Source organism: Streptomyces sp. H39-S7 (assembly GCF_027158205.1).
Lineage (GTDB): Bacteria > Actinomycetota > Actinomycetes > Streptomycetales > Streptomycetaceae > Actinacidiphila.
Map to the genome: position 1 here is coordinate 246,133 of NZ_JAPVLU010000002.1, position 21,215 is coordinate 267,347.

23 protein-coding genes and 7 tRNA genes are annotated in these 21,215 nt (G+C 72.5%); 17 read left to right on the top strand and 13 right to left on the bottom strand.

All coding sequences use genetic code 11. From position 1 onward, the window contains the following. Positions 1–109: 109 nt before the first annotated feature. From O3X23_RS02930 to O3X23_RS02940, 3 genes are all read right to left on the bottom strand, one after another. Positions 110–1,267, bottom strand: a complete 1,158-nt coding sequence (locus tag O3X23_RS02930; RefSeq protein ID WP_269269470.1) for an acyl-CoA dehydrogenase family protein — start codon at positions 1,265–1,267, stop codon at positions 110–112. Continuing rightward, the gene (locus O3X23_RS02935; RefSeq protein ID WP_269269471.1) at positions 1,264–2,466 is read right to left on the bottom strand and encodes an acyl-CoA dehydrogenase family protein; all 1,203 of its coding nucleotides are present in this window, start codon (positions 2,464–2,466) and stop codon (positions 1,264–1,266) included. Before O3X23_RS02935 ends, O3X23_RS02930 begins: the two co-directional genes overlap by 4 nt. Before the next feature lie 149 nt (positions 2,467–2,615). Beyond that, complete coding sequence (locus O3X23_RS02940) at positions 2,616–3,779, bottom strand: serine/threonine-protein kinase (RefSeq protein WP_269269472.1); 1,164 nt, start codon at positions 3,777–3,779, stop codon at positions 2,616–2,618. Positions 3,780–3,980: 201 nt separating this feature from the next. On the opposite strand from O3X23_RS02940, the gene O3X23_RS02945 reads away from it, so the two are divergent. From O3X23_RS02945 to O3X23_RS02960, 4 genes are all read left to right on the top strand, one after another. Further along, the gene (locus tag O3X23_RS02945) at positions 3,981–4,211 is read left to right on the top strand and encodes a hypothetical protein (protein ID WP_138352665.1); all 231 of its coding nucleotides are present in this window, start codon (positions 3,981–3,983) and stop codon (positions 4,209–4,211) included. A gap of 307 nt (positions 4,212–4,518) precedes the next feature. Further along, positions 4,519–4,722 carry a hypothetical protein gene (locus O3X23_RS02950; protein WP_269269473.1) on the top strand — a complete coding sequence of 68 codons (204 nt, stop codon included), beginning with the start codon at positions 4,519–4,521 and terminating at the stop codon, positions 4,720–4,722. Positions 4,723–4,892: 170 nt separating this feature from the next. Next, on the top strand, positions 4,893–5,810 hold the full coding sequence (locus O3X23_RS02955) for a phosphotransferase family protein (RefSeq protein ID WP_269269474.1): 918 nt from the start codon (positions 4,893–4,895) through the stop codon (positions 5,808–5,810). A 63-nt stretch (positions 5,811–5,873) separates the two neighbouring features. Continuing rightward, entirely contained in the window at positions 5,874–6,182 is a 309-nt protein-coding gene (locus O3X23_RS02960; protein ID WP_269269475.1) for a TFIIB-type zinc ribbon-containing protein, read from the top strand. Between the two features lie 69 nt (positions 6,183–6,251). Here the strand turns inward: O3X23_RS02960 and O3X23_RS02965 are convergent. The 5 genes from O3X23_RS02965 to O3X23_RS02985 all read right to left on the bottom strand — a co-directional run bounded on the left by O3X23_RS02965 (position 6,252) and on the right by O3X23_RS02985 (position 6,731). Continuing rightward, a tRNA-Val gene (locus tag O3X23_RS02965) sits at positions 6,252–6,323 on the bottom strand. A gap of 43 nt (positions 6,324–6,366) precedes the next feature. Continuing rightward, positions 6,367–6,438: transfer RNA gene (locus O3X23_RS02970), tRNA-Val, on the bottom strand. 43 nt (positions 6,439–6,481) lie between these two features. Beyond that, positions 6,482–6,553: transfer RNA gene (locus O3X23_RS02975), tRNA-Val, on the bottom strand. A gap of 3 nt (positions 6,554–6,556) precedes the next feature. After that, a tRNA-Cys gene (locus O3X23_RS02980) sits at positions 6,557–6,627 on the bottom strand. Positions 6,628–6,659: 32 nt separating this feature from the next. Continuing rightward, positions 6,660–6,731, bottom strand: a tRNA-Gly gene (locus tag O3X23_RS02985). A gap of 187 nt (positions 6,732–6,918) precedes the next feature. Between O3X23_RS02985 and O3X23_RS02990 the strand changes: the two genes are divergently transcribed. From O3X23_RS02990 to O3X23_RS03000, 3 genes are all read left to right on the top strand, one after another. Then, the gene (locus tag O3X23_RS02990) at positions 6,919–7,968 is read left to right on the top strand and encodes a chorismate-binding protein (RefSeq protein WP_269269476.1); all 1,050 of its coding nucleotides are present in this window, start codon (positions 6,919–6,921) and stop codon (positions 7,966–7,968) included. After that, the gene (locus O3X23_RS02995; RefSeq protein ID WP_269269477.1) at positions 7,965–8,786 is read left to right on the top strand and encodes an aminotransferase class IV; all 822 of its coding nucleotides are present in this window, start codon (positions 7,965–7,967) and stop codon (positions 8,784–8,786) included. The genes O3X23_RS02990 and O3X23_RS02995 overlap by 4 nt, the downstream gene beginning before the upstream one ends. Before the next feature lie 70 nt (positions 8,787–8,856). Continuing rightward, a complete protein-coding gene (locus O3X23_RS03000; RefSeq protein WP_269269478.1) occupies positions 8,857–9,696 on the top strand; it encodes a GNAT family N-acetyltransferase in 840 nt (279 codons plus the stop codon). 12 nt (positions 9,697–9,708) lie between these two features. On the opposite strand, the gene O3X23_RS03005 is transcribed toward O3X23_RS03000, so the two are convergent. Continuing rightward, entirely contained in the window at positions 9,709–10,224 is a 516-nt protein-coding gene (locus O3X23_RS03005) for a DsbA family protein (RefSeq protein ID WP_269269480.1), read from the bottom strand. A 157-nt stretch (positions 10,225–10,381) separates the two neighbouring features. Here O3X23_RS03005 and O3X23_RS03010 point away from each other — a divergent pair, with 157 nt between their 5' ends. Next, the gene (locus tag O3X23_RS03010) at positions 10,382–10,858 is read left to right on the top strand and encodes a hypothetical protein (RefSeq protein ID WP_269269481.1); all 477 of its coding nucleotides are present in this window, start codon (positions 10,382–10,384) and stop codon (positions 10,856–10,858) included. 89 nt (positions 10,859–10,947) lie between these two features. Next, positions 10,948–11,253, top strand: coding sequence for a hypothetical protein (locus O3X23_RS03015; protein WP_269269575.1), 306 nt, complete (start codon positions 10,948–10,950; stop codon positions 11,251–11,253). A 22-nt stretch (positions 11,254–11,275) separates the two neighbouring features. Here the strand turns inward: O3X23_RS03015 and O3X23_RS03020 are convergent, their stop codons facing one another. Both O3X23_RS03020 and O3X23_RS03025 read right to left on the bottom strand, forming a co-directional pair. Further along, on the bottom strand, positions 11,276–11,833 hold the full coding sequence (locus O3X23_RS03020; protein ID WP_269269482.1) for a CGNR zinc finger domain-containing protein: 558 nt from the start codon (positions 11,831–11,833) through the stop codon (positions 11,276–11,278). A gap of 188 nt (positions 11,834–12,021) precedes the next feature. Beyond that, a complete protein-coding gene (locus O3X23_RS03025; protein ID WP_003959770.1) occupies positions 12,022–12,435 on the bottom strand; it encodes an SsgA family sporulation/cell division regulator in 414 nt (137 codons plus the stop codon). 190 nt (positions 12,436–12,625) lie between these two features. Between O3X23_RS03025 and O3X23_RS03030 the strand changes: the two genes are divergently transcribed. The 4 genes from O3X23_RS03030 (at position 12,626) to O3X23_RS03045 (ending at position 13,837) form a co-directional block, all read left to right on the top strand. Then, entirely contained in the window at positions 12,626–13,042 is a 417-nt protein-coding gene (locus O3X23_RS03030; RefSeq protein WP_269269483.1) for a TIGR02611 family protein, read from the top strand. A 54-nt stretch (positions 13,043–13,096) separates the two neighbouring features. Beyond that, positions 13,097–13,168, top strand: a tRNA-Val gene (locus O3X23_RS03035). A 94-nt stretch (positions 13,169–13,262) separates the two neighbouring features. Further along, positions 13,263–13,727 (top strand): SRPBCC family protein, encoded by a 465-nt coding sequence (locus O3X23_RS03040; RefSeq protein ID WP_269269484.1) that lies wholly within the window; start codon positions 13,263–13,265, stop codon positions 13,725–13,727. 38 nt (positions 13,728–13,765) lie between these two features. Then, positions 13,766–13,837 (top strand) — tRNA-Val (locus tag O3X23_RS03045). 76 nt (positions 13,838–13,913) lie between these two features. Here the strand turns inward: O3X23_RS03045 and O3X23_RS03050 are convergent. After that, positions 13,914–14,663: an exonuclease domain-containing protein gene (locus O3X23_RS03050; protein ID WP_269269485.1), complete on the bottom strand. Its 750-nt coding sequence runs from the start codon at positions 14,661–14,663 to the stop codon at positions 13,914–13,916. Between the two features lie 204 nt (positions 14,664–14,867). Here O3X23_RS03050 and O3X23_RS03055 point away from each other — a divergent pair, with 204 nt between their 5' ends. The 4 genes from O3X23_RS03055 (at position 14,868) to O3X23_RS03070 (ending at position 19,496) form a co-directional block, all read left to right on the top strand. Continuing rightward, a complete protein-coding gene (locus tag O3X23_RS03055; protein ID WP_269269486.1) occupies positions 14,868–15,434 on the top strand; it encodes a DUF4365 domain-containing protein in 567 nt (188 codons plus the stop codon). Beyond that, on the top strand, positions 15,431–16,696 hold the full coding sequence (locus tag O3X23_RS03060) for a hypothetical protein (RefSeq protein ID WP_269269487.1): 1,266 nt from the start codon (positions 15,431–15,433) through the stop codon (positions 16,694–16,696). Before O3X23_RS03055 ends, O3X23_RS03060 begins: the two co-directional genes overlap by 4 nt. Positions 16,697–16,833: 137 nt before the next feature. Continuing rightward, positions 16,834–18,813, top strand: a complete 1,980-nt coding sequence (thrS, locus tag O3X23_RS03065; RefSeq protein WP_269269488.1) for a threonine--tRNA ligase — start codon at positions 16,834–16,836, stop codon at positions 18,811–18,813. A gap of 122 nt (positions 18,814–18,935) precedes the next feature. Next, complete coding sequence (locus O3X23_RS03070; protein WP_269269489.1) at positions 18,936–19,496, top strand: HIT family protein; 561 nt, start codon at positions 18,936–18,938, stop codon at positions 19,494–19,496. 49 nt (positions 19,497–19,545) lie between these two features. Here O3X23_RS03070 and O3X23_RS03075 read toward each other — a convergent pair whose 3' ends face one another. Next, complete coding sequence (locus O3X23_RS03075) at positions 19,546–21,195, bottom strand: hypothetical protein (protein WP_269269490.1); 1,650 nt, start codon at positions 21,193–21,195, stop codon at positions 19,546–19,548. Positions 21,196–21,215: the final 20 nt, after the last annotated feature.

The following is a 21,215-nucleotide window of genomic DNA, read 5'->3' on the forward strand; positions in this document are numbered from 1 at the left end:
GTACGCGAGCGGGGCGCCCGCGGCCCCCCCCGGCGCCCCCGACCCACCGCCGACGGTGCGCACCGAAGCCGGAGCCGCAGGCGCGGGCGCACCGCGACACCGCCACGCTCTAGCCGGCGGCGCCCGGCAGGCCCACCAACTCCGCGAGCGCCGCCCGATGGCGCCCCGGCGTGCCCAGCGCGATCTCGTCCGCCTTGGCGCGCTTGAGGTAGAGGTGGGCGGGGTGCTCCCACGTCATGCCGATGCCGCCGTGCAGCTGGACGCACTCCTCCGCCGCGTGCACGGCGGTCGTGGCGCAGTGCGCCTGGGCGACGGCCACCGCGACAGCCGCGTCGGAACTGCCCGACGCCAGCGCGTCAGCGGCGTTGCGCGCGGCGGCGCGGGCCGAGACGATCTCCAGCCAGAGGTCGGCGAGCCGGTGCTTGAGCGACTGGAAGGACCCGACGGGACGGCCGAACTGGTGCCGCTCCTTCAGATAGCGCACGGTCTCGTCGAGGCACCACTGCGCGATGCCCAGCTGCTCCGAGGCGAGCAGACCCGCCCCGGTGAGCAGCGCGGCGTGCAGGGCCCCCACGGCCGCGTCGGGACCGACGAGCAGCCGGGCGGCGACCGCGTCCAGGGTGAGGTCGGCGATCGGCCGCGTCAGGTCCAGCGACACCGGCACGTCGACGGAGACCCCGGCGGCGTCGGCCGCGACCTCGTAGAGGCCCGGCCCGTCGGGGCCCACCGCCGGCACGACGAGCACGTCCGCGACCGACACGTCGGCGACGCTGGTGATCCGGCCGCTCAGCGTGCCGTCGGCCGCGACCCGGACACCCGCCGGGAACGCCGCGCCGGGTGCGGTCGGCAGCGGTACGGCCAGCGCCGCGGTCGCCTCGCCGGAGGCGAGCCGCTTCAGCAGCGGCCCCGCCGCCGCGGGCGCGGCGAGCAGCGCCGCGGTGGCGAGCACCGCGCTGCCGAGGAACGGCACCGGGGCGACCGTGCCGCCGAGTTCCTCCAGCACGACCGCGGCCTCACGGGCGGACGCCCCCTGGCCGCCGCACTCCTCCGGTACGAGCAGCCCCGCGACGCCGATCTCCGCGGCCAGCGTGTGCCACAGCTCCAGGTCGTACGGGGTGCCGCTCTCGATCCGGGCCAGGATCGCGGTCGGCGGGCAGCGGTCCGCCAGCAGGCCGCGAACGGCGGACCGCAGGTCGTCCTCGACGTCGGAGTACAGCAGATCGGGGGTCGCGGGCTGCGACGACGGCTGCGGCGAAGGCTGGTTCATCGGGGAAGGTCCTTCCAGGCGGCGTCCTTGTCGGTGCGGGGCTCGGACGGCAGGCCGAGCACCCGCTCGGAGACGATGTTGCGCAGGATCTCGGAGGTGCCGCCCTCGATCGAGTTGCCCTTGGCGCGCAGATAGCGGTAGCCCGCGTCCCGTCCGAAGAAGTCGACGGTCTCCGGCCGGGTCATCGTCCAGTCGCTGTAGCGCAGTCCGTCCTCGCCGAGGAGTTCCACCTCCAGGCCGCTGATCTGCTGGTTGAGCCGGGCGAAGGCGAGCTTCAGCCCGGAGCCCTCGGGGCCCGGCGCACCGACGGCGAGCTGCTGGCGGACCCGTTCCGCGGTGAGCCGGGAGACCTCGGAGTCCACCCACAGCCGCAGCAGCCGGTCGTGCAGGTCCGGGGTGCGCAGCTCGGGCCGTTCCCGCCAGGTGGCGGCGACGGTGCCGATCATGCCGCCCTCGCGCGGGATGGAGGCGCCGCCGATCGCGACGCGCTCGTTCATGAGGGTGGTCTGCGCGACCCGCCAGCCGTCGCCGACGGCCCCGAGCCGGTGCGCGTCCGGGATCCGGACGCCGGTCAGGAAGACCTCGTTGAACTCGGCCTCGCCGGTGATCTGCCGCAGCGGGCGGACCTCGACACCGGGGTCGGTCATGTCGCAGACGAAGTAGCTGATACCGCGGTGCTTGGGCAGGTCCGGGTCGGTGCGGGCGATGAGGATGGCCCAGCGCGCGTTGTGCGCGTTGGACGTCCAGACCTTCTGGCCCGTCACCACCCAGTCGTCGCCGTCACGTACCGCGCGGGTGCCGAGCGAGGCCAGGTCGGAGCCGGCGCCCGGCTCGCTGAAGAGCTGGCACCAGACCTCCTCGCCGGTCCACAGCGGCCGCAGGAAGCGTGCCTTCTGCTCGTCGGTGCCGTAGGTCAGGACGGTCGGGGCGGCCATGCCCAGGCCGATGCCGATCCGCCGCGGCTCGTTGTCGGGCGCTCCGGCGGCCGTGAACTCCGCTTCCACGACACCTTGCAGGGAGCGGCGGGCGCCGAGCCCGCCCAGGCCCTCGGGGTAGTGCACCCAGGCCAGGCCCGCGTCGAACCGCGCCCGCAGGAACGCCAGGCGCTCGGTGGACGCGGGGTCGTGCTCGTCGAGCAGCGCCCGCACGCGGTGGCGCAGGCCCTCCTCGTCGGGGGTGCCCGCCGGTTCGGTCGTCATGCGCCACGTCCTTCCCGCTCATCGATCTCATCGTTACTAAGCAAGCGCTTGGTAACGTAGTCGATGTGAGGGTGCCGACGCCAGACCCCTCCGGGGGCGCCGCGGGAAAGCGGGCCGCCCGCAGCCGGGCGGCCCAGTGCGCCAGTGGGTCAGCGCGGCCAGGCGCCCTGCGCGACCGCGATGCAGGCCGCGGCCAGCAGCGTCACGATGACGAAGACGATGAGTCGCTGGCGGAGCAGCCGCCGGTCCGGGCGGCCGGGGCGGCGTCCGGTCGGCGTGCGGGGCGCGGGGGTGCGCGGAGCGGGCGTGCGCTGCCCCGGGGGCCGCGGCACCGGCGTACGGCCGGTGTGCCGCGCCGTGGACGCCGTGCCGCCCCCCGTACGCCGCTCGGTGTGCTGCTGCGCGTACTCCTCGGCCCGCCGCCCGGTGGGCCGCTCCGGGCGCGGGCCGGCCGCCTTCGGCACCCCCTCGCGCCGGGGCGCGCCGAGCCCGCGCGCCTCGCGCGCCGCGATCTCGGCCAGCCGCTCGGAGAGCTGGACGGTGCTGGGCCGGTCCGCGGGATCCTTCGCGAGGCACGCGTAGACCAGCGGCGCGAGCGCGTCCGGCACGGCGCTCAGGTCCGGCTCCTCGTGCACGACCCGGTACAGCATCACCTCGGAGCTGCCCTGCCCGAACGGCGAGTCCGCGGTCGCCGCGTACGCGAGGGTCGCGCCGAACGCGAAGACGTCGGTCGCCGGGGTGACGGCCGCGCCGCGCACCTGCTCGGGGGCGAGGAACCCGGGGGAGCCGACGGCCGTCCCCACGTGCGTCAGGGTGCTCGCGCCGGTCGACCAGGCGATCCCGAAGTCGATGATCCGCGGGCCCTTCGGCGACAGCAGGATGTTCGAGGGCTTCAGGTCACGGTGGACCACCCCGGCCTCGTGCACCGCCACCAGGCCGTCGGCGAGTGCCGCGCCGATCGCGGCGACCTCGGACGCCTGCAGCGTCCCCTCCTCGGCGACCTTGTCGTGCAGCGAGGGGCCGGGCACGTACTGGGTGGCGAACCACGGCCGGTCCGCGTCCAGATCGGCCGCCACCAGCCGTGCCGTGCAGCCGCCGCGGATCCTGCGCGCGGCCGAGACCTCGCGGGCGAACCGCGAACGGAACTCCTGATCCTCCGCCAGTTCCGGCCGGATCACCTTCAGCGCCACCCGCTGGCCGCGCTTGTCGGCGCCCAGGTACACCACACCCATACCGCCGGCGCCCAGCCGCCGGTGCAGCCTGAACGAGCCGACGACACGCGGATCCTCGCGCCGGAGCCGCATCATCGCCATGTTCTTCCCCGCTGCCTGGCCAGTTGGACGTCCACAGCTTACGGACTGAACTCCCGGTGTGCCGTAAGGCCGCGCATGCGCCGGACGGCGGATTGTCAGTGCCGGGTGGGATCCTTGAGAGGTGGGAACGGGCCGCTCCGAAGGGGTGGAACGGCCGTGCCCTAACCGTCAACGGACCGTCTGCCAAGGGGGAATGACGCCGTGAAAGGTGATCGCGTGGAGATAGTCGTGGATGCCGGGGACACCACCCGTACCTATGAGGTGGTGGCCACCCGGGCCGGCCGCCGGGTCGAGACCGCCGTGCGCCGCGGCGTGGTGGAAGTGAGTGAAGTCACCCGCAACGGCACCGTCGTACGCACCGCCCGCTTCATGTCCACCCGGGTGCTCGCCCTGGTGGAACAGCCCATTCCGAGGGACGACACCGAAGCCTAGACATGGTCAGCGGCCCGCCGGGCGGCTCATCCCCTGGGGGTATCCCCCTCAGGGATCACCCTGGGACCGGCGGCCCGGTGTCCACCCAAGGGAGTACCTCGGGCGGCCCCGCGTCATCCTCCCGGAGGCCCGGAAAGCGGTACGACGGCATGACGACCGGGCCGCGTCGCGCACCTAGTGTTGAAGTCAAGCGGCGGGCGTAGCACTCGTCCCCCGAGGTCAGACGCCCGCCGCTTGCCTGAACGACACCAGACGTACCACCGAGACGTGCCACCAGCGTGCACGACCGACACCTCAGGAGAGGGTCATGGCGAACACAGTGAGTCGCACGGTGCGCCCCATGCGCGGCAGCAGGACCGCCGCCTTCGGTACCCGCCCGTCCGGCACGCGCCATCCGCTGGTCGCAGCGGCCATGGTGCTGCCGCTCGCGGTGCTCCTCGCCGTGCTCTTCGGAGGCTTCGACGCGGTGGCCACACAAGCGTCGTCCGTAGCCGGGTTGATGGGGCGCTGACACAGCGCCCCATCGATCGGCCCCATGCCCGGAAGAGCGGTCCGGGCGGGGGAACCGGTTCGAAACCCCGTGGGGACGGGGGTGCGACGGACGGCCGTGATGCCCGGGTACCCGTGGTGGGTACCCGGGCATCGCGACGTCAGGACCCGCGAGGGTGCTTGACTGAACGCATGACAGTGCTGGGGGAGGAGCCGACGGCGGAGCTCGCCGCGCTCGCCGTGGGAATCACCGGCATACCCGAGACCTCGGTGCTCGCCCACCGGCCCGACGGCACCGTGGTCCGCAGCGGCGCGCTCGTCGCCAAGGCCCACGCCCCCGGCACCGACCGCCAGGCCCTCGCGGTCCGGCTGGCCGTCGCCGCGCACCCGTTGCTCGACGGCATCCTGCTCGCCCCGCTGCCCCTGCCGGGAACCGGCTCCCTGCTGCACGGCCGGGCGGTCACCGCCTGGCCACTGGGCGAACCCGTGGACCGCGAGGAGCCCGGCGGTGCGCCCTGGGAGGACGCCGCCGTCCTCCTCGCCCGGCTGCACGCCGTCCCCCCGCACGCGCTGCCGTCACCCCTGCCGCCCATGCGCGGCCCCGCCAAGGCGGCCCGCGCCGTCGCGCGGATGGCGGCCGGCGCCCCCTCGCCCGCCGCGGACACCGTGCTGCGCGCCTGGGAGCGGCTGCCGGCCTGGGCCCGCGACGAGGCCCCGCAACCGCGTGCGGACACCCTCTGCCACGGCGATCTGCACCTCGGCCAGCTCGTCCGGCACCCCGTCCCCGGCGGTCCGTGGCGGCTCATCGACGTCGACGACATGGGGATCGGCGATCCCGCCTGGGACCTGGCCCGCCCCGCCATGTGGTTCGCGACCGGCCTGCTGGACCCGGACGCCTGGACGCGCTTCCTGGGCGCCTACCGCGAGGCCGGCGGCCGGGCGGTGCCCGCCGACGGCGACCCCTGGCCGTCCCTGGACGCACCGGCCCGGGCGCTGACCGTCCAGTCCGCCGCGCTGGCGGTGGTCCGCGCCGCCCGCGAGGACCGGCCGCTGGACGAGATCGAACGGGACCTCACCGCTGCCTGCGCCCGGATGGCCGACGTATCGTGAACCCAGCTCCGCCGGACGGGCGTTCCGGCGGCGAATCACCGCAATCGAGGAGTTGAGCCGGAGATGCACTGTCCCAAGTGCCAGGGCACGATGCAGACGTTCAATCGCAACGGTGTCCAGATCGAGCAATGCGGCAACTGCCGGGGGATCTTCCTGGACTACGGCGAGCTGGAGGCCCTGACCCGCGTCGAAGGCCAGTGGAGCCAGCCGGTCGCGCCGCCGCAGCAGCAGCAGGCCTACCCGGCCCAGCAGGCCTACCCGGCGCCGCAGCAGGCGTACCCCGCGGGTCCCGCATGGGGTGCCCCGCACGGCGGCCACCACGGCCATCACCAGAAGCACCGCAGCTTCGGGCACATGCTCTTCTCGTCCTGATCCCAGGGAACGACGGGGGAACGACCGAGGGCCGGAGCGATGATCGCTCCGGCCCTCGGTCATGACGTGTGCGCGATACTGGGATTGAACCAGTGACCTCTTCCGTGTCAGGGAAGCGCTCTCCCGCTGAGCTAATCGCGCGGGACCACTACAACTGCTGCCGTACACGTGCTGCTGTGCTGCGTGCGCGATACTGGGATTGAACCAGTGACCTCTTCCGTGTCAGGGAAGCGCTCTCCCGCTGAGCTAATCGCGCGGGACCACTACATCTGCTGCCGTACACGTGCTGCTGTGCTGCGTGCGCGATACTGGGATTGAACCAGTGACCTCTTCCGTGTCAGGGAAGCGCTCTCCCGCTGAGCTAATCGCGCGTGAGGTGGAGACGGGATTTGAACCCGTGTAGACGGCTTTGCAGGCCGTTGCCTCGCCTCTCGGCCACTCCACCAACATCGCGGGGGACGGGAATCCCCCACGCCGAGCGGACGACGAGATTCGAACTCGCGACCCTCACCTTGGCAAGGTGATGCTCTACCACTGAGCCACGTCCGCAGGTGTCGTAGCTCCGGGGCGCTTCCGCGTCCCGGCGACGTGTTGAACTCTAGCGGATTCCACGGCCAGCTCAAAAACCGGTTTCCGCAGCGTGCCGGGCTGCTGACCAGCGAATGACCAGCGGGGCGCCGCGACGGGCGCCGCTCTAGACTCGGCCACACCCCTTCGGACCGACCCTGGAAGCACTGTGCGAGACCTCGTCCCGATGGCCCGCTTCGGCGGCCTCGTCGCCTCCGACCTGCGAGATGTCACCAGCGATCTCTCCGCGCTGGACTCCTCGGGCTTCTGGGCGGTCTCCGCGGACTTCGAGGGACGGGTGCTGTGCGCGCGCTTCGGAGACGTCCGGTCCGCGCCTCGAACGGCGCCCGAAGGCTGGCGCGGACCGGTCGCCGGAGCGTGGACCTCCTCGCTGGACCGGGACGCCTACATCGACGGCGTCCGCCGCATACGGGAGTACATCGCGGCCGGCGACGTCTACCAGGCCAACCTCTGCCGGGTGCTGTCCGCGCCGCTGCCCGACCCCGCCCGATCCGACGTCGACGCGCTCGCCACGGTGCTCGCCCACGGAAACCCGGCCCCGTACGCCGGCACCATCCGGCTCCCGGCGCACGGGGTGGAGATCGCCACCGCGTCCCCCGAGCTCTATCTGCGCCGTGACCGTTCTCTCGTCGAATCCGGCCCGATCAAGGGCACCGGGCGCACGGAGGCGGACCTGCTGCCCAAGGACCACGCCGAGAACGTGATGATCGTGGACCTGGTCCGCAACGACCTGGGACGGGTCTGCGCGACCGGCTCGGTCACCGTCCCCGAGCTCTGCGCCGTCGAGAAGCACCCCGGCCTGGTCCACCTCGTCTCGACCGTCCGGGGCGAACTGCGCCAGGACACCGGCTGGGCCGGGCTGTTCGCCGCCACCTTCCCGCCCGGCTCGGTCACCGGCGCCCCCAAGTCCAGCGCGCTGCGGATCATCGCGGAGCTGGAGGCGGCGCCGCGGGGCCCCTACTGCGGCGGCGTCGGCTGGGTCGACGCCGACCGCGGCACCGGTGAACTGGCCGTGGGGATCAGGACGTTCTGGCTCGACCGGGCCGGCCCGGCCGCGACGCTGCGCTTCGGCACGGGGGCGGGCATCACCTGGGGCTCCGACCCCGAGCGGGAGTGGGACGAGACCGAGCTGAAGGCGTCCCGGCTGCTGGCGGTAGCGTCGGGGGAGCATCAGGGACACGAAGGGATCACACGTTGAGGATCTGGGTCGATGGCACGCTGCGGAACGCCGGTGACGCCACGGTGTCGGTGCTCGACCACGGGCTCACCGTGGGCGACGGCGTCTTCGAGACGCTGAAGACCGTCGAGGGCGCGGCTTTCGCGACCACCCGCCACCTGGACCGGCTGACCCGGTCCGCGCGCGGTCTCGGACTCCCCGACCCGGACCTCGACGAGGTGCGCAGGGGCTGCGAGGCGGTCCTGGCGGCCAATCCCGTACCGCTCGGCCGGCTCAGGATCACCTACACCGGCGGGGTCTCCCCGCTCGGCTCCGACCGGGGCGACGCGGGACCCACTCTGATCATCGCCCTCGGTGCGGCCTCCGTCCGGCCCGACACCACCGCCGTGGTCACGGTGCCGTGGACGCGCAACGAGCGGGGCGCGCTCAGCGGCCTGAAGACCACCTCGTACGGCGAGAACGTCGTCGCCCTCTCCCGCGCCCACGCGCACGGCGCCTCCGAGGCCCTCTTCGGCAACACCGTCGGACGGCTCTGCGAGGGCACCGGCTCCAACGTCTTCGTCGTGCTCGGCGGGCGGCTGCTGACCCCGCCGCTCTCCTCCGGCTGCCTGGCGGGCATCACCCGCGAACTGGTCGCCGAATGGAGCGGGGCCGAGGAGGCGGATCTGCCGCTGGAAGCGCTCGACGAGGCCGAGGAGATCTTCCTGACGTCCACCCTCCGCGACGTCCAGGCCGTACGCCTGGTCGACGGGGGCGAAGTGCCCGGAGCGCCGGGCCCGGTCACCGCCAAGGCGATGCGGGTCTTCGCGGAACGGGCCGGAGCCGACCCGAATCCGTGACGTGGCACCGAGGATTGGGTAGAACTGGCCTCAGCCCGAACGGGGGAGTTCTGAACGGGGGAGTGACGCCATGACAACCACCCTGCGACCGGATCAGCCGGAGCGGCACGGAGCGGGCGGCGCGCGGTCGCGCCGCTACACGGTATGCGTCAACAGCAGGCCGGTCGGCGGGATCGAGCTCTCCGCCGCGCCGCGGTTCGGCGTCATGGCCGGCCGGATCACCGGACTGGAGATCCACGAGGCGGACCGGCGGCGCGGTCGCGCCACGGTCGCCGCGCTCGCCGCCGAGGAGGTGCTCCGCGGCTGGGGCTGCGACGAGGTGCAGGTGGACCTGCCGGGGGACGCCGCCGCCGTGCGGCGGCTCGCGGACGGCCTCGGCTACACCGAGCGCAACCGCAACATGGCCAAGCCGCTGTCCGGTCCGGCGCCGGAGCTGCCCGCCGGCAGCTCGGTCCGGCCGATGACCGCGGCGGAGTACGAGGTCTGGAACGAACAGCAGGCGATCGCCTACGTGGAGAGCCTCGTGGCGCGCGGCGTCCCGTTCGCCCAGGCCTCCGCCCGGGCCGAGGCCGATCACGGAGCGCTCCTGGCCGACGGCCCCGGCACCGCGGGCACCCTGCTGCTGACTCTGGTCCACCGGCGCCAGGACGTCGGCACCCTGTGGCTACGGCTGCGGGACGCGGCCGACCCGGCGGTACCGGCGTGGGTCTACTCCGTCGAGGTGGGAGAGGAGCACCGCGGCCAGGGGCACGGCCGAACCCTGATGCTCGTCGCGGAACGGGAGTGCCTGGACGCCGGCGTCGCCACCCTGGGCCTGAACGTCTTCGGCGGCAACACCCCCGCGCTGCGGCTGTACGAGTCCCTGGGGTACGCGACTGTCCGCCGCTGCCTGTTCAAGCGGCTGCTCTGACGGACCGGGGGACTATCCGGCGAGCAGCCGGTCCGCGATCTCCTCGATCCGCGCGCGCAGCCCGTCCTGGCTCTTGCCGCCGTCGAGCCGCTGCCCGTCGATCACGTACGTCGGCGTGCCCGTGACACCGATCGCCCGGCCCTCGGCCTCGTCGGCGTCGACGATCAGCATGTGCCGTCCGTCGATCAGCGCGGTGTCCAGCTCCTCCGCGTCCAGCCCCAGTTCGCGGGCCACCTCGACGAGGACCTCCTCGCCGCGCTTGCCGAGCTCCTCGGTGCGCGCGAGCACCGCCTCGGTGTACGGCCAGCCCTGTCCCTGCGCCCACGCCTCCTCGGCCGCCTGGGCGGCCGCGAGGGCGTGCCGGTGCTTCTCCAGCGGGAAGTGCCGCAGCTGGATGTCGAGCGCGTCGCCGTAGCGGGCGCGCAGGGCCCGTACGTCGTCGAGGGCGGTGCGGCAGTCGGGGCACTGCAGCTCGCACCAGACTTCCAGGACGGCGCGGGCGGTGGCCGGGGGAGTGACGTCGTTCATGCGGCCCAGTCTCGCACCTGGGGAGGAGCCCTCCCCCGAGATCACCCTGAGACGGGCCCCGGGACGTGGCCCCCGGCTTCGTGACGGGTGCACGATGGAGGCAGGGACCTCAGAGACCGAGGACACAGCCGCAGGAGTACAGGATCAGGAGCACTGGATGCTGACCGTGACCGTATGCGTCGCCCTGTCCGCGGCGGGCCTGGCGATCGCGATGCTGACCGCTTACCGCCGTCGCTATCTCGCGGCCGTCCGCACCGCCGCGTTCGCCCTGCTGCCGGTGGGCCTGTACATGACGGGTCTGGTGACCCTGGGCCGGAAGGTCGGCACGGCCACCGGGAGCTGGGCCGCGGACCTGGTCTTCAAGCCGACGGTGTGGATGGGCTTCGGGGTGCTCGCGGTCTCCGCGGTGCTCTACACGGTGACCCGTTTCGCCGCCGGCCGCGACGGCGGCGGCAGCCGCCGCGAGCGCAGGGCCGCCGCTGCTGCCGCGGGCGCCCCGGCGGTGGCCCCCGGCGCCGACCGGCCCTCGCTGCCCACGGGCCGCAAGCCGGCGGCCCGTCCGAAGGCCTCGGCCGACGGCGGGCTGTCCGACTTCTCGGACATCGAGGAGATCCTGAAACGCCGCGGGATCTGACCGGCCGGGGAGGCCCCGGAACACAGAACCACCCCTGAGAGTTCGCGTCTTGGGCGCGCCGGCGCCGGGTGCTGCGTCATCATCGCGGTGTGCTGCGATCTTCCGGGGGGTCACCCCCGTGCCCATGGCCGACATCCGAGGCCGAGAGCCCGGTCCCCGGAGACATCCCGCGGCCGAGGACGGGCGCCGACACGTGCGTCCACCATGACGTCGGCCATGACGTCGAACAAGGCGCCGGCCAAGGAGCCGGCCAGGGCGCCGACACAGGCGACACCGGCGACACCGAACCCAAGGGGTGCCTGTTCGCGCTCTCCCAGCCGCCGCTGATGCTCTTCCTGTGCGTGATCGCGGGACTCATCGGGTTCGGGGCGCTCTACGACATCGTCATGCTGTGAACGGCGGGCCGGGCGGTGGGGCTCAGCGGCCGGCCTCGCGCCGGCGTGCCCGGTACGCGGCGACGTGCAGCCGGTTCCCGCAGGTGCGGCTGTCGCAGTAGCGCCGTGAACGGTTGCGCGACAGGTCGACGAAGGCCCGGCGGCAGTCCGGGGCGTCGCAGCGCCGCAGCCGCTCGCACTCACCGGCGACGACCAGGAACGTCAGCGCCATGCCGCCGTCGGCGGCCAGGTGGTCGGAGAGCGACGCGCCGGGCGCGAAGTAGTGCACGTGCCAGTCGTGGCCGTCGTGGTCGGTCAGCCGCGGGGTGGTGCCGGCCTCGGCGACCATCGCGTTGAGCAGGGTGGCCGCGGCCTGGACGCTGGGGGCACAGAAGACCTGCGCGAACTGCTCACGCACCCGGCGCACGGCGGCGAGGTCACTCTCGCCGAGCCGTCCCACCTCGCTGACGCGGTGCTCCTCGACGAACGCGCGCAGCGCGGCGACGTCGTGCAGGCCCTCCCGGCCCTCGCTCTCCGGGGAAGTGTTGATCAGGTCCACCACGCAGTCGAGCGCGTACCTGGTGTCATGGTTGACCAACACGGAATCGCTCCTGGCCGGTGAGGGGGTCGGGCGGATGCGTTCCGGCGACTCTAGCGCGCGAGAGCCACCGCCGTGGGAGTCGTGCTCCACGGCGGTGGCTCTGCGAAGCGCTTGCCAGGCTTCGTACGGCTGTCGGGTCCGGGCCATGCCCCCGAGTAGGACGGCGCCGGACGGCTGGTGGGCTGGGGTCAGCTCTCCGCGAGGATGTGGGAGAGCTCGGTGTCCAGATCGAAGTGACGATGCTCGGTGCCCGGGGGCACGGCGGCGTCGGTCCGCTTGAGGAACGACTCCAGTGCCCGCGCCGGGGCTTCGAGCAGCGCCTCCCCCTCTGGGGAGCTGAGGGCGATGCACACGACGCCCTGGCCATGACTGCGGGACGGCCAGACCCGGACGTCTCCGGTGCCGGTAGGCCGGTGCAGGCCCTCGGCGAGCAGATCGCGGGCAAACACCCATTCGACCGTCTCTTCGGCACCAGTGTGGAATGTGGCGTGCACGGCATAGGGATCGGCCGTGTCGTACCGCAGGCCTGCGGGTACAGGCAGTGAGGATTCGCTCGACACAACGAGGCGCAGGTGCAGCTCGCAGCTGACCGTGGTGTTCATAAGCGCCAGGGCCTTTCGCTCAGTGTGCGCTCGGGGATTCGCACGTCGGCGAAATCGACATGCCACCTGCGGGGACGTTGTAAACCCCTCTGACTGGTTTGTGAGGCTTCTGGTACCTCGTCCGGCCCAGTACTTTTACAGTGTCGAAGGCCATTCCGGTGATCTCCGGGCGTCAGGTAAATTTGGTGCCATGACTGCGGAGAGTGATGAAATCCAGGAGGATGATGCAGCCATGGACCGAGGGCTCGGTTCCAAGGCTCCTGAATTCATCAGGAAATCCCGAGGACTGCATCTCAGCTGGCAGGTGGGCGTCTTCATCGTCGGGCTGGCCGTCGTGGCGGCCGGCGTGGTGATGCTGCCGCTCCCCGGCCCCGGCTGGCTGGTGATCTTCGGGGGCATGGCGATCTGGGCCACCGAATTCGTCTGGGCGCAGCTGGTGCTGCGCTGGACGCGGCGCAAGGTGACCGAGGCGGCGCAGCGCGCTCTCGACCCCGAGGTGCGGCGGCGCAACATCGTCCTGACGTCCGTCGGACTCGTGATCATCGGCGTCCTGCTCGGCTACTACCTCTGGCGCTTCGGATTCGAGATGCCGTGGCGGATCAGCTGATCCGCGGATGGTCCCGGGCACCGTCTGAGGTGCGGTAACGTTGTCCCCGCACGGGGGCGATTAGCTCAGTGGGAGAGCACTTCGTTCACACCGAAGGGGTCACTGGTTCGAACCCAGTATCGCCCACCCCGACCGAAGGCCCGGAAGCCGAGAAGCTTCCGGGCCTTCGGCGTTTCCGGAACCGGCCCTCGCGGAGCGGTGGAGAACCCACACTGGTCCCATGGACTGGAGCCGCTACCGCTTTCGCACCGGCTGGCACCTCGATGCCCGGCCCGAGGCCGTCCTCGCCGTTCTCGAACGCCCCGACGAGTACCCGCTCTGGTGGCGGCAGGTGCGTGAGGTGCGGGGCACCAGCGAGACCACCGGGACCCTCCGGTTCCGTTCCGTGCTCCCCTACGACCTGGTGGTCGACGCGCGCGAGTCGCGCCACGACAACGCCGCCGGGGTGCTGGAGGTGACCATGACCGGTGACCTGGAGGGCTGGGTCCGCTGGACGGTGAGGCCCGACGCCGGGGGCACCCGGCTGCTCTTCGAGGAGGACGTCGTCGTCCGCAAGCCCCTGATGCGCCGCCTCGCGGTGCCGTGCCGGCCGTTCTTCCGGGCCAACCACGCGCTCATGATGCGCCAGGGGCGCCGCGGGCTGCGGGACCTGCTCGCGGCCGGCCCGGCCGGCAATGGCGTTTGAACGGACGGCCCCGCGCCCTGTATTGTTCGGGACGTCCCGGGCGATTAGCTCAGCGGGAGAGCACTTCGTTCACACCGAAGGGGTCACTGGTTCGATCCCAGTATCGCCCACAGCGTTGAAGCCGGCCGGTCCTTCTGGACCGGCCGGCTTCGTGCGTGTGGGGCCGGGCCGCGGCGGGGCTGCCGCTCAGGCGGCCGGGGGCCGGGCGCGCTGGGCGGGGATCATCGGTGCCGGCCGCAGCGGCCAGGACGGGTCGCAGCGCTCCGGCGAACCGTTCCTGGTGAAGTAGGCCTGCAGGCCGCGGGCTTGGCCCGCGTGCCAGGCCGTCTGGCGTTCGTGCAGCTCGGCGGGGCCGAGCGCGGCGAGCCGCTCGGCGAACCGGCGGCCTATGGCCCGGGCCAGGTCCAGGGAGGCGGTCGCGTCCGCCGCGGCGTCGTGCGCGTCCGCCAGTTCGACGCCGTAGTGCGCGCACAGATCGGTGAGGGTGCGCCGGCCCTTGCGGTACCGGTCCAGCGCCTTGTCGAGCACCCGGGGGTCCAGGACGCACAGCGGCGCCCCGTTCAGCCGGCTGCTCAGCGTCGTGCCGCGGTGCCGCTTCAACTCCCGGTCCAGCAGCGTGAGGTCGAACGGCGCGTTCATCACCACCAACGGCACGGACAGGGCCGCCCGGGCGGCCAGTGCCCGTGCCATCTCCTCCACGACCGGACCGGGCCGGCGGCCGTGCCGCCGCAGGAACGCGTCGCTGAGTCCGTGTACGGCCCGGGCGCCGTCCGGCACGGGCACGCCGGGATCCACCAGCCAGCGCACGACGCGGGGTTCGGCCCCGGGAGCGTCCTGCTCGACGAGGGCCCCGGAGACTATGCGGTCGCGCTCCACGTCCACGCCGGTGGTCTCGGTGTCGAAGGAGGCCAGTGGTCCGTCGTACCAGCGAGGCATGGGGTACTCCCAAGGATGTCGGGGAGGTTGACGGGCGGTCAGGTGCGCCGCCTCTGTGCGGTATGTACCCGTAACCCGTGGTCACTGAACCGCGACTGTTTGCGACCCTTCGCTGGTGGAGAAGACACAGGAGACGGATACGCACGGACGCGCGCACCGGCGTGCGCACCGATTGAGGAACGGCTCGGAAGGCACGGAAGTGCGATGGCGCTGACGCAGCCCGCCCCGGGCGAGCCGACGGCCGAGCGGGTAGCACCGCTCAGGGGAGGGCTCGCCACCACCAGTTGCATGGAGACCCTGCAAGTGGGCTACCTGCACGCGGTCGCGGCGGCGGCCGGCTGCTCGCTCGCCCAGCCCTTCCCGGACAACGGCATCGACTGGCATCTCAGCCACAGTTCGCGCGCGCACGCCGTCGATGACGAAGTGACGATAAAGGTGCAGCTCAAGTGCACCTACCAGGTCGCTCCGCGCCCGCCGGGGCCGTCCTTCGGCTTCACGCTGGAGAACGAGCACCTGGTGAAACTGGCCAGAACCCCGGCGTCGGTGCACAAGATCCTGGTGGTGATGCTCGTGCCGCGCACGCAGGACGAGTGGCTGGCGGCCGGGCACGACCGGCTGGAACTGCGGCACTGCTGCTACTGGACGAACCTGGCCGGGGTCGCCGTGACCGGCAAGCGCAAGACCACAGTGCGGATACCGACCGCGCGGATCTTCGACGACCGGGCGCTGTGCCAGATCATGGCGCGGGTCGGGGCAGGAGGAAGACCGTGACGCACCGGCCCACCGACACCGGCGAGCCCGCCCTGCCCGACCCCGAGCGGGTCGACCCGGCGGTGCTGACCGCACTGCTCGTACGGCACGGCTGGGAGCGGCGCGGCGGCGCCCCCGGCCGCTACAGCCGCTGGACCCCGCCCAACAGCGCCGGCCGCCTCCCGTACCTCCAGGGCTCCGCGGCGGACGCCGCCCCGGCGACGGGGAGCGGCACCGGCACCAGCCTGCTCGTCCCCGAGGGCAGCCCGCGCCGCGGCCGGACCGCGGACCCCGGGTACGCGGACCGCGTCGACCTCATCGGCGAGGCCCTCACCGCCCTCGCCCGCTCCGCCGCCCCGTCCGCCCGCGAGGTGCTGCTCGCCCTCACCGTCCCCGGCGACGAGATCCGCTGGCGGCGCGACGTGCCGCGGATCGGCGACGCGGTGCCGTGGACCACGGCGGAGCAGCTGCGGGCCGGCGCCCGGGCGATGCTGCTGGCCGCCGCGCGGGGCGCCCGGCAGACCGCCGGGTACTTCGGCGAGCGGCACGGGCCGCACGCCGCCGGGTTCCTGGAACAGGTCCTGGTCGGGCCGGTGACCGGCGGGCACCTGCTCACCGCGTACGCCCCCGTCCCCGACGGCCGGCCGGTGACCTCGACCCTGCTGCGCGCACTGCAGGCGGCCAGGGACGCCGTGGACTTCCAGCGGGCCACCGGCGGGATGGAGGCGTTCGACGCCGCGGTCGACCTCGGGGTCTGCCACGAGCTCGCCGAGGCGCTGGTCCGCCTGGTGCGCGGCACCGAGGGCATGGAGGTGGCCTTCGCCTGGTCACCGGCGGCCGGGCCGCCCGGCGGCTTCGCCGGCCGCCCCGAGCCGCTGGAGTTCTCGCCCGGCGACCTGCCCGCCCTGGAGGCGGCGAGCGCCCGCTACCTGCGCCGTGAACCGTCGATCCCGGTCCGGGTGACGGGCACCGTCGTCCGGCTGCGCCGGCCCACCCCGTCCGGCGGCGGTTCGGTCCGGCTCCGCGTCCTGGCCGGCGCCGACGTCCGCCAGGTCCGGGTCCGGCTGGACGAGGCGGAGTACCGCATCGCCGCCCACGCCCACCTCGTCGGCCTGCCGATCCGCGTCAGCGGGCGGCTGGAGAGCCGGGGCGGTTTCCGCCGGCTCACCGAGGCCGTCGGCGTCACCCCGGTCCAGGTGGACGAGGCCGAGCGGGACCGGCTGCTGAAGTCGCTGCACGGCGGCGTCGACACCTTCGAGGACGCCTGCGGCGGGGACTCCTGACGCCGGGGCGCTCCGCCCGCCGCCCGCCGTCCCCCACTCTCCCGACGATCGCCCTTCGCGGCGCACCCGCCGGGCTCGGTACGATTCACCCGTGCGGCATCCGCCGCCGTGCGGTATTGAGTCATGGGAGAGAACCGGTGTCTGACGTCCGAGTGATCATCATTCGCGATTCCGTTGAGCGGGAAGAGCGGGTGGTCACGACCGGGACGACCGCCGGCGAGCTCTTCGACGGCGACCGCAGCATCGTGGCCGCGCGCGTCGCCGGCGCGCTGAAGGACCTGGCGTACCCGGTCGCCGACGGCGACGAGGTCGAAGCCGTCGCCCTGGCCAGCGAGGACGGGCTGAACATCCTGCGGCACTCCGCCGCGCACGTCATGGCCCAGGCCGTGCAGGAGCTGTTCCCGTCGGCGAAGCTCGGTATCGGCCCGCCCATCAAGGACGGCTTCTACTACGACTTCGACGTCGAGACCCCCTTCACGCCGGAGGATCTCAAGAGCATCGAGAAGAAGATGCAGGAGATCCAGAAGCGCGGCCAGCGCTTCTCGCGCCGTGTGGTGAGCGACGACGACGCCCGCGCCGAGCTCGCGGACGAGCCGTACAAGCTGGAGCTGATCGGCCTCAAGGGCTCCGCCTCCTCCGACGACGGCGCGGACGTCGAGGTCGGCGCGGGCGAGCTGACCATCTACGACAACATCGACAGCAGGACCGGCGACCTGTGCTGGAAGGACCTCTGCCGCGGTCCGCACCTGCCCAGCACCCGGCTCATCCCCGCCTTCAAGCTGATGCGCAGCGCCGCCGCGTACTGGCGCGGCAGCGAGAAGAACAAGCAGCTGCAGCGCATCTACGGCACCGCGTGGCCGTCGAAGGACGAGCTGAAGGCGTACCTGGAGTTCCTCGCCGAGGCCGAGAAGCGCGACCACCGCAAGCTCGGCTCCGAGCTGGACCTCTTCTCGATCCCCGAGGAGATCGGCTCGGGCCTGGCGGTCTTCCACCCGCGCGGCGGCATCATCCGCCGGGTCATGGAGGACTACTCGCGCAAGCGGCACGAGCAGGAGGGGTACGAGTTCGTCTACACCCCGCACGCCACCAAGGGCGCGCTCTTCGAGAAGAGCGGCCACCTGGACTGGTACGCGGACGGCATGTACCCCCCCATGCAGCTCGACGAGGGCACGGACTACTACCTCAAGCCCATGAACTGCCCGATGCACAACCTGATCTTCGACGCCCGGGGCCGGTCCTACCGCGAACTGCCCCTGCGGCTCTTCGAGTTCGGCACCGTGTACCGGTACGAGAAGTCCGGCGTCGTGCACGGCCTGACCCGCGCCCGCGGCTTCACCCAGGACGACGCGCACATCTACTGCACCAAGGAGCAGATGGCGGACGAGCTCGACTCGACCCTCACCTTCGTGCTGAACCTGCTGCGCGACTACGGCCTGGAGGACTTCTACCTGGAGCTCTCGACCAAGGACCCGGAGAAGTTCATCGGGTCGGACGAGAACTGGGACGAGGCCACCGAGACGCTGCGCAAGGCCGCCGAGAAGCAGGGCCTGGAACTGGTCATGGACCCGGGCGGCGCCGCCTTCTACGGCCCGAAGATCTCCGTCCAGGCGCGCGACGCCATCGGCAGGACCTGGCAGATGTCGACCATCCAGGTCGACTTCAACCTGCCGGAGCGCTTCGACCTGGAGTACACCTCGCCCGACGGTTCCAAGCAGCGTCCGGTGATGATCCACCGCGCGCTCTTCGGCTCGATCGAGCGGTTCTTCGCGGTGCTCCTGGAGCACTACGCGGGCGCGTTCCCGGCCTGGCTGGCGCCGGTGCAGGCGACCTGCATCCCGATCGGTGACGCGCACGTCCCGTACCTCCAGGAGTTCGCCGCCCAGGCGAAGGCCCGCGGGCTGCGGGTCGACGTGGACGCGTCCTCCGACCGGATGCAGAAGAAGATCCGCAACGCCCAGAAGGCCAAGGTGCCCTTCATGATCATCGCGGGTGACGAGGACATGGAGGCCGGCGCGGTCTCCTTCCGCTACCGCGACGGCTCGCAGAAGAACGGCGTGCCGGTCGACGAGGCCATCGCCGAGATCGCCAAGGCCGTGGAGGACCGCGTCCAGGTCTGACACACGACGCACGGCGGGCCCCCGGAGCGCACGCTCCGGGGGCCCGCCGCGCTTCCGGGTCCCGCTCCGGGGACCCAGCCGCGGTAACCGCCCCTGCGACACGCGGCACGGACCGAAGTCCTATGCTGATCGGCATGACGAGTGAGCCGGAGCAGCAGATCGGAGTGGGTACGCAGGACGCGTTCCAGCGCCTGTGGACCCCGCACCGGATGGCGTACATCCAAGGCGAGAACAAGCCCACCGGCCCGGAGGCCGGTGACGGATGTCCGTTCTGCTCGATCCCGTCCACATCCGACGAGGACGGCCTGATCATCGCGCGGGGCGAGCACGTCTACGCGGTGCTCAACCTGTACCCGTACAACGGCGGCCACCTGATGGTGGTCCCGTACCGGCACGTCGCGGACTACACCGAGCTGGACCTCGCGGAGACCGCGGAGCTGGCGGAGCTGACGAAGCGCGCGATGCGGGCGCTGCGCACCGCGTCAGGGGCGCACGGCTTCAACATCGGCATGAACCAGGGCGGGGCGGCGGGCGCGGGCATTGCGGCCCACCTGCACCAGCACGTCGTGCCGCGCTGGGGCGGCGACACCAACTTCATGCCGATCGTGGGCCACACCCGAGTCCTGCCCCAGCTGCTGGCCGACACCCGCAAGATGCTCGCGGACGTCTGGCCGCGCGACTAGCAGCCCGCCCGGGGCGTGGCCCCGGGCTCCTGCGATCCGCCGGAAGGGCTCACGCGTCGTAGGCGTCCGCCTTGCGGGGTTCCGCGCCCTGGACGAGGCCGCTCAGCATCAGCGAGCGGTTGGTGAAGTGCGAGGTGTCCACGCCGTTCTCCTTCATGACGTGGATCGCCGCCGCGTGCACCGCCCGCAGTACCGGGGTCGCGGCGCGCAGCGCGTCGTCGGCCATGAAGCGGTGCTTCCACGGCTTGTCCGCCCAGGTGTGCCGCAGCCCGAACGGCTCGGGCAGCGAGAGCGTGCCGCCGAGGTGGTCCAGCACGCTGGGGAAGCGGGTGAGCGGCGCGCGGACCGCCAGCCGGACCACCTCGCCGGGGTGGATCAGCGGCAGCTGCACCGTGCGGGTCTCCCAGAACTTGACCGGGTGGGAGACGGTCTTGGAGTTGGGGGTCGGCGCCGCGGTGAAGATGGGGTGCACGGGGCCCAGTGCGTGGCCCGTCACCTCGACCCGCAGGGTGTGCGCCAGCACGGTCACGGTGACCATCAGCGTTATCACCAACTGGCCGTCCCACAGCACGAACTGGATGCCCAGGTAGTGCCGGTTGCCCTTGCCGAACTGCTGGGTGTTGCAGATCCGCTGGATCTCGAAGTCCTTGACGGTGAACGCCTCGACCTCGGCTCCGGTGGGCCGGGAGATGGCCTTGGCGTTCTCCCCGGTCGGCGCGACGACCCAGTGCCGTATCGACGCCTTGGGGAAGCCCCCGGTGTGCAGCGGGCCGCGCTCCAGCATCCGCAGTTTGTCGTGGATGGCACGGATGACGTCCCAGCTGCGGAAGGGGTGGATCTCGGCGAGGCCGTCGCGCGGTACCAGCTCCTCGGCCATCTGCCAGCTGCCCCAGCGGGTGCCCATGCCCAGTATTCCCCTGGGGCCCGCGTAGAAGACCACGTTGCTGTTCTGCTCGGCGGAGAGCTTGGCCAGGCTCTGCCGCAGCGTCTCCGCCCGGACCTGGTTGGGGTTGCGCGGCACGGCCTCGGGGATCTTGGCGCCGACGCCGGCGCCGGAGACCAGGCCCGCCCAGCGCTCGCGCAGGTCCTGGGCGGTCTTCTCGCAGATGCGCTTGGCCACGAACCAGCCCAGCACCGGCACGAGCATCATGACGCGCAGGTACTGGCGCCAGAAGCCGGTCAGCGGCGGCCGGAGCAGGAGCAGGGCGGCGAACGCGACCACGACGACCAGGATGACCGCGCCCAGCGGGCCGGCCTTCGAGTTCTGCACCTTCGCCAGCGACCTGCGCAGCTGGAACGCGCCGAGCCAGACCAGCACCCCGGGCAGGAACAGCAGCCCGAAGACGGCCATCACGATCGTCAGCCGGTTGTCGCGCTCCTGGCGGATGCGGTTGGCGGCGAGGCAGTGCTCGACGACGGACTGGGGCTCGGCGCCGAAGGACTGGACGAGCTCCCCGCGCGCGGCGCCGAGCATCCGCACCTGGACGGAACGGGCGAACGCCTCACCGAGGTTGGGCTCGAACAGCGAGAGCCGGGGAGGCGTGAAGACCGCGTCCTCGTTGGCCTTCCTCAGGTCCTCGACCGGGGAGTCCCGGTAGGCCGCGGACGACAGGGCCTGGGTCGCGGCAGTGCCGCCCTCCGTACCGATCAGCGGGACCTGCGCCCCCGGGCTGAAGTCGAACCCCTTGCCGTCTGCCACTACCGCTCCCTCATTCCCCC

What these genes read in the sequence shown, in the direction of transcription:
- O3X23_RS02930 (WP_269269470.1), bottom strand. Translation starts at nt 1,267, where the DNA reads ATGAACCAGCCTTCGCCGCAGCCGTCGTCGCAGCCCGCGACCCCCGAT.
- O3X23_RS02935 (WP_269269471.1), bottom strand. Translation starts at nt 2,466, where the DNA reads ATGACGACCGAACCGGCGGGCACCCCCGACGAGGAGGGCCTGCGCCAC.
- O3X23_RS02940 (WP_269269472.1), bottom strand. Translation starts at nt 3,779, where the DNA reads ATGGCGATGATGCGGCTCCGGCGCGAGGATCCGCGTGTCGTCGGCTCG.
- O3X23_RS02950 (WP_269269473.1), top strand. Translation starts at nt 4,519, where the DNA reads ATGGCGAACACAGTGAGTCGCACGGTGCGCCCCATGCGCGGCAGCAGG.
- O3X23_RS02955 (WP_269269474.1), top strand. Translation starts at nt 4,893, where the DNA reads ATGACAGTGCTGGGGGAGGAGCCGACGGCGGAGCTCGCCGCGCTCGCC.
- O3X23_RS02960 (WP_269269475.1), top strand. Translation starts at nt 5,874, where the DNA reads ATGCACTGTCCCAAGTGCCAGGGCACGATGCAGACGTTCAATCGCAAC.
- O3X23_RS03000 (WP_269269478.1), top strand. Translation starts at nt 8,857, where the DNA reads ATGACAACCACCCTGCGACCGGATCAGCCGGAGCGGCACGGAGCGGGC.
- O3X23_RS03005 (WP_269269480.1), bottom strand. Translation starts at nt 10,224, where the DNA reads ATGAACGACGTCACTCCCCCGGCCACCGCCCGCGCCGTCCTGGAAGTC.
- O3X23_RS03010 (WP_269269481.1), top strand. Translation starts at nt 10,382, where the DNA reads ATGCTGACCGTGACCGTATGCGTCGCCCTGTCCGCGGCGGGCCTGGCG.
- O3X23_RS03025 (WP_003959770.1), bottom strand. Translation starts at nt 12,435, where the DNA reads ATGAACACCACGGTCAGCTGCGAGCTGCACCTGCGCCTCGTTGTGTCG.
- O3X23_RS03030 (WP_269269483.1), top strand. Translation starts at nt 12,626, where the DNA reads ATGACTGCGGAGAGTGATGAAATCCAGGAGGATGATGCAGCCATGGAC.
- O3X23_RS03040 (WP_269269484.1), top strand. Translation starts at nt 13,263, where the DNA reads ATGGACTGGAGCCGCTACCGCTTTCGCACCGGCTGGCACCTCGATGCC.
- O3X23_RS03050 (WP_269269485.1), bottom strand. Translation starts at nt 14,663, where the DNA reads ATGCCTCGCTGGTACGACGGACCACTGGCCTCCTTCGACACCGAGACC.
- O3X23_RS03055 (WP_269269486.1), top strand. Translation starts at nt 14,868, where the DNA reads ATGGCGCTGACGCAGCCCGCCCCGGGCGAGCCGACGGCCGAGCGGGTA.
- O3X23_RS03070 (WP_269269489.1), top strand. Translation starts at nt 18,936, where the DNA reads ATGCTGATCGGCATGACGAGTGAGCCGGAGCAGCAGATCGGAGTGGGT.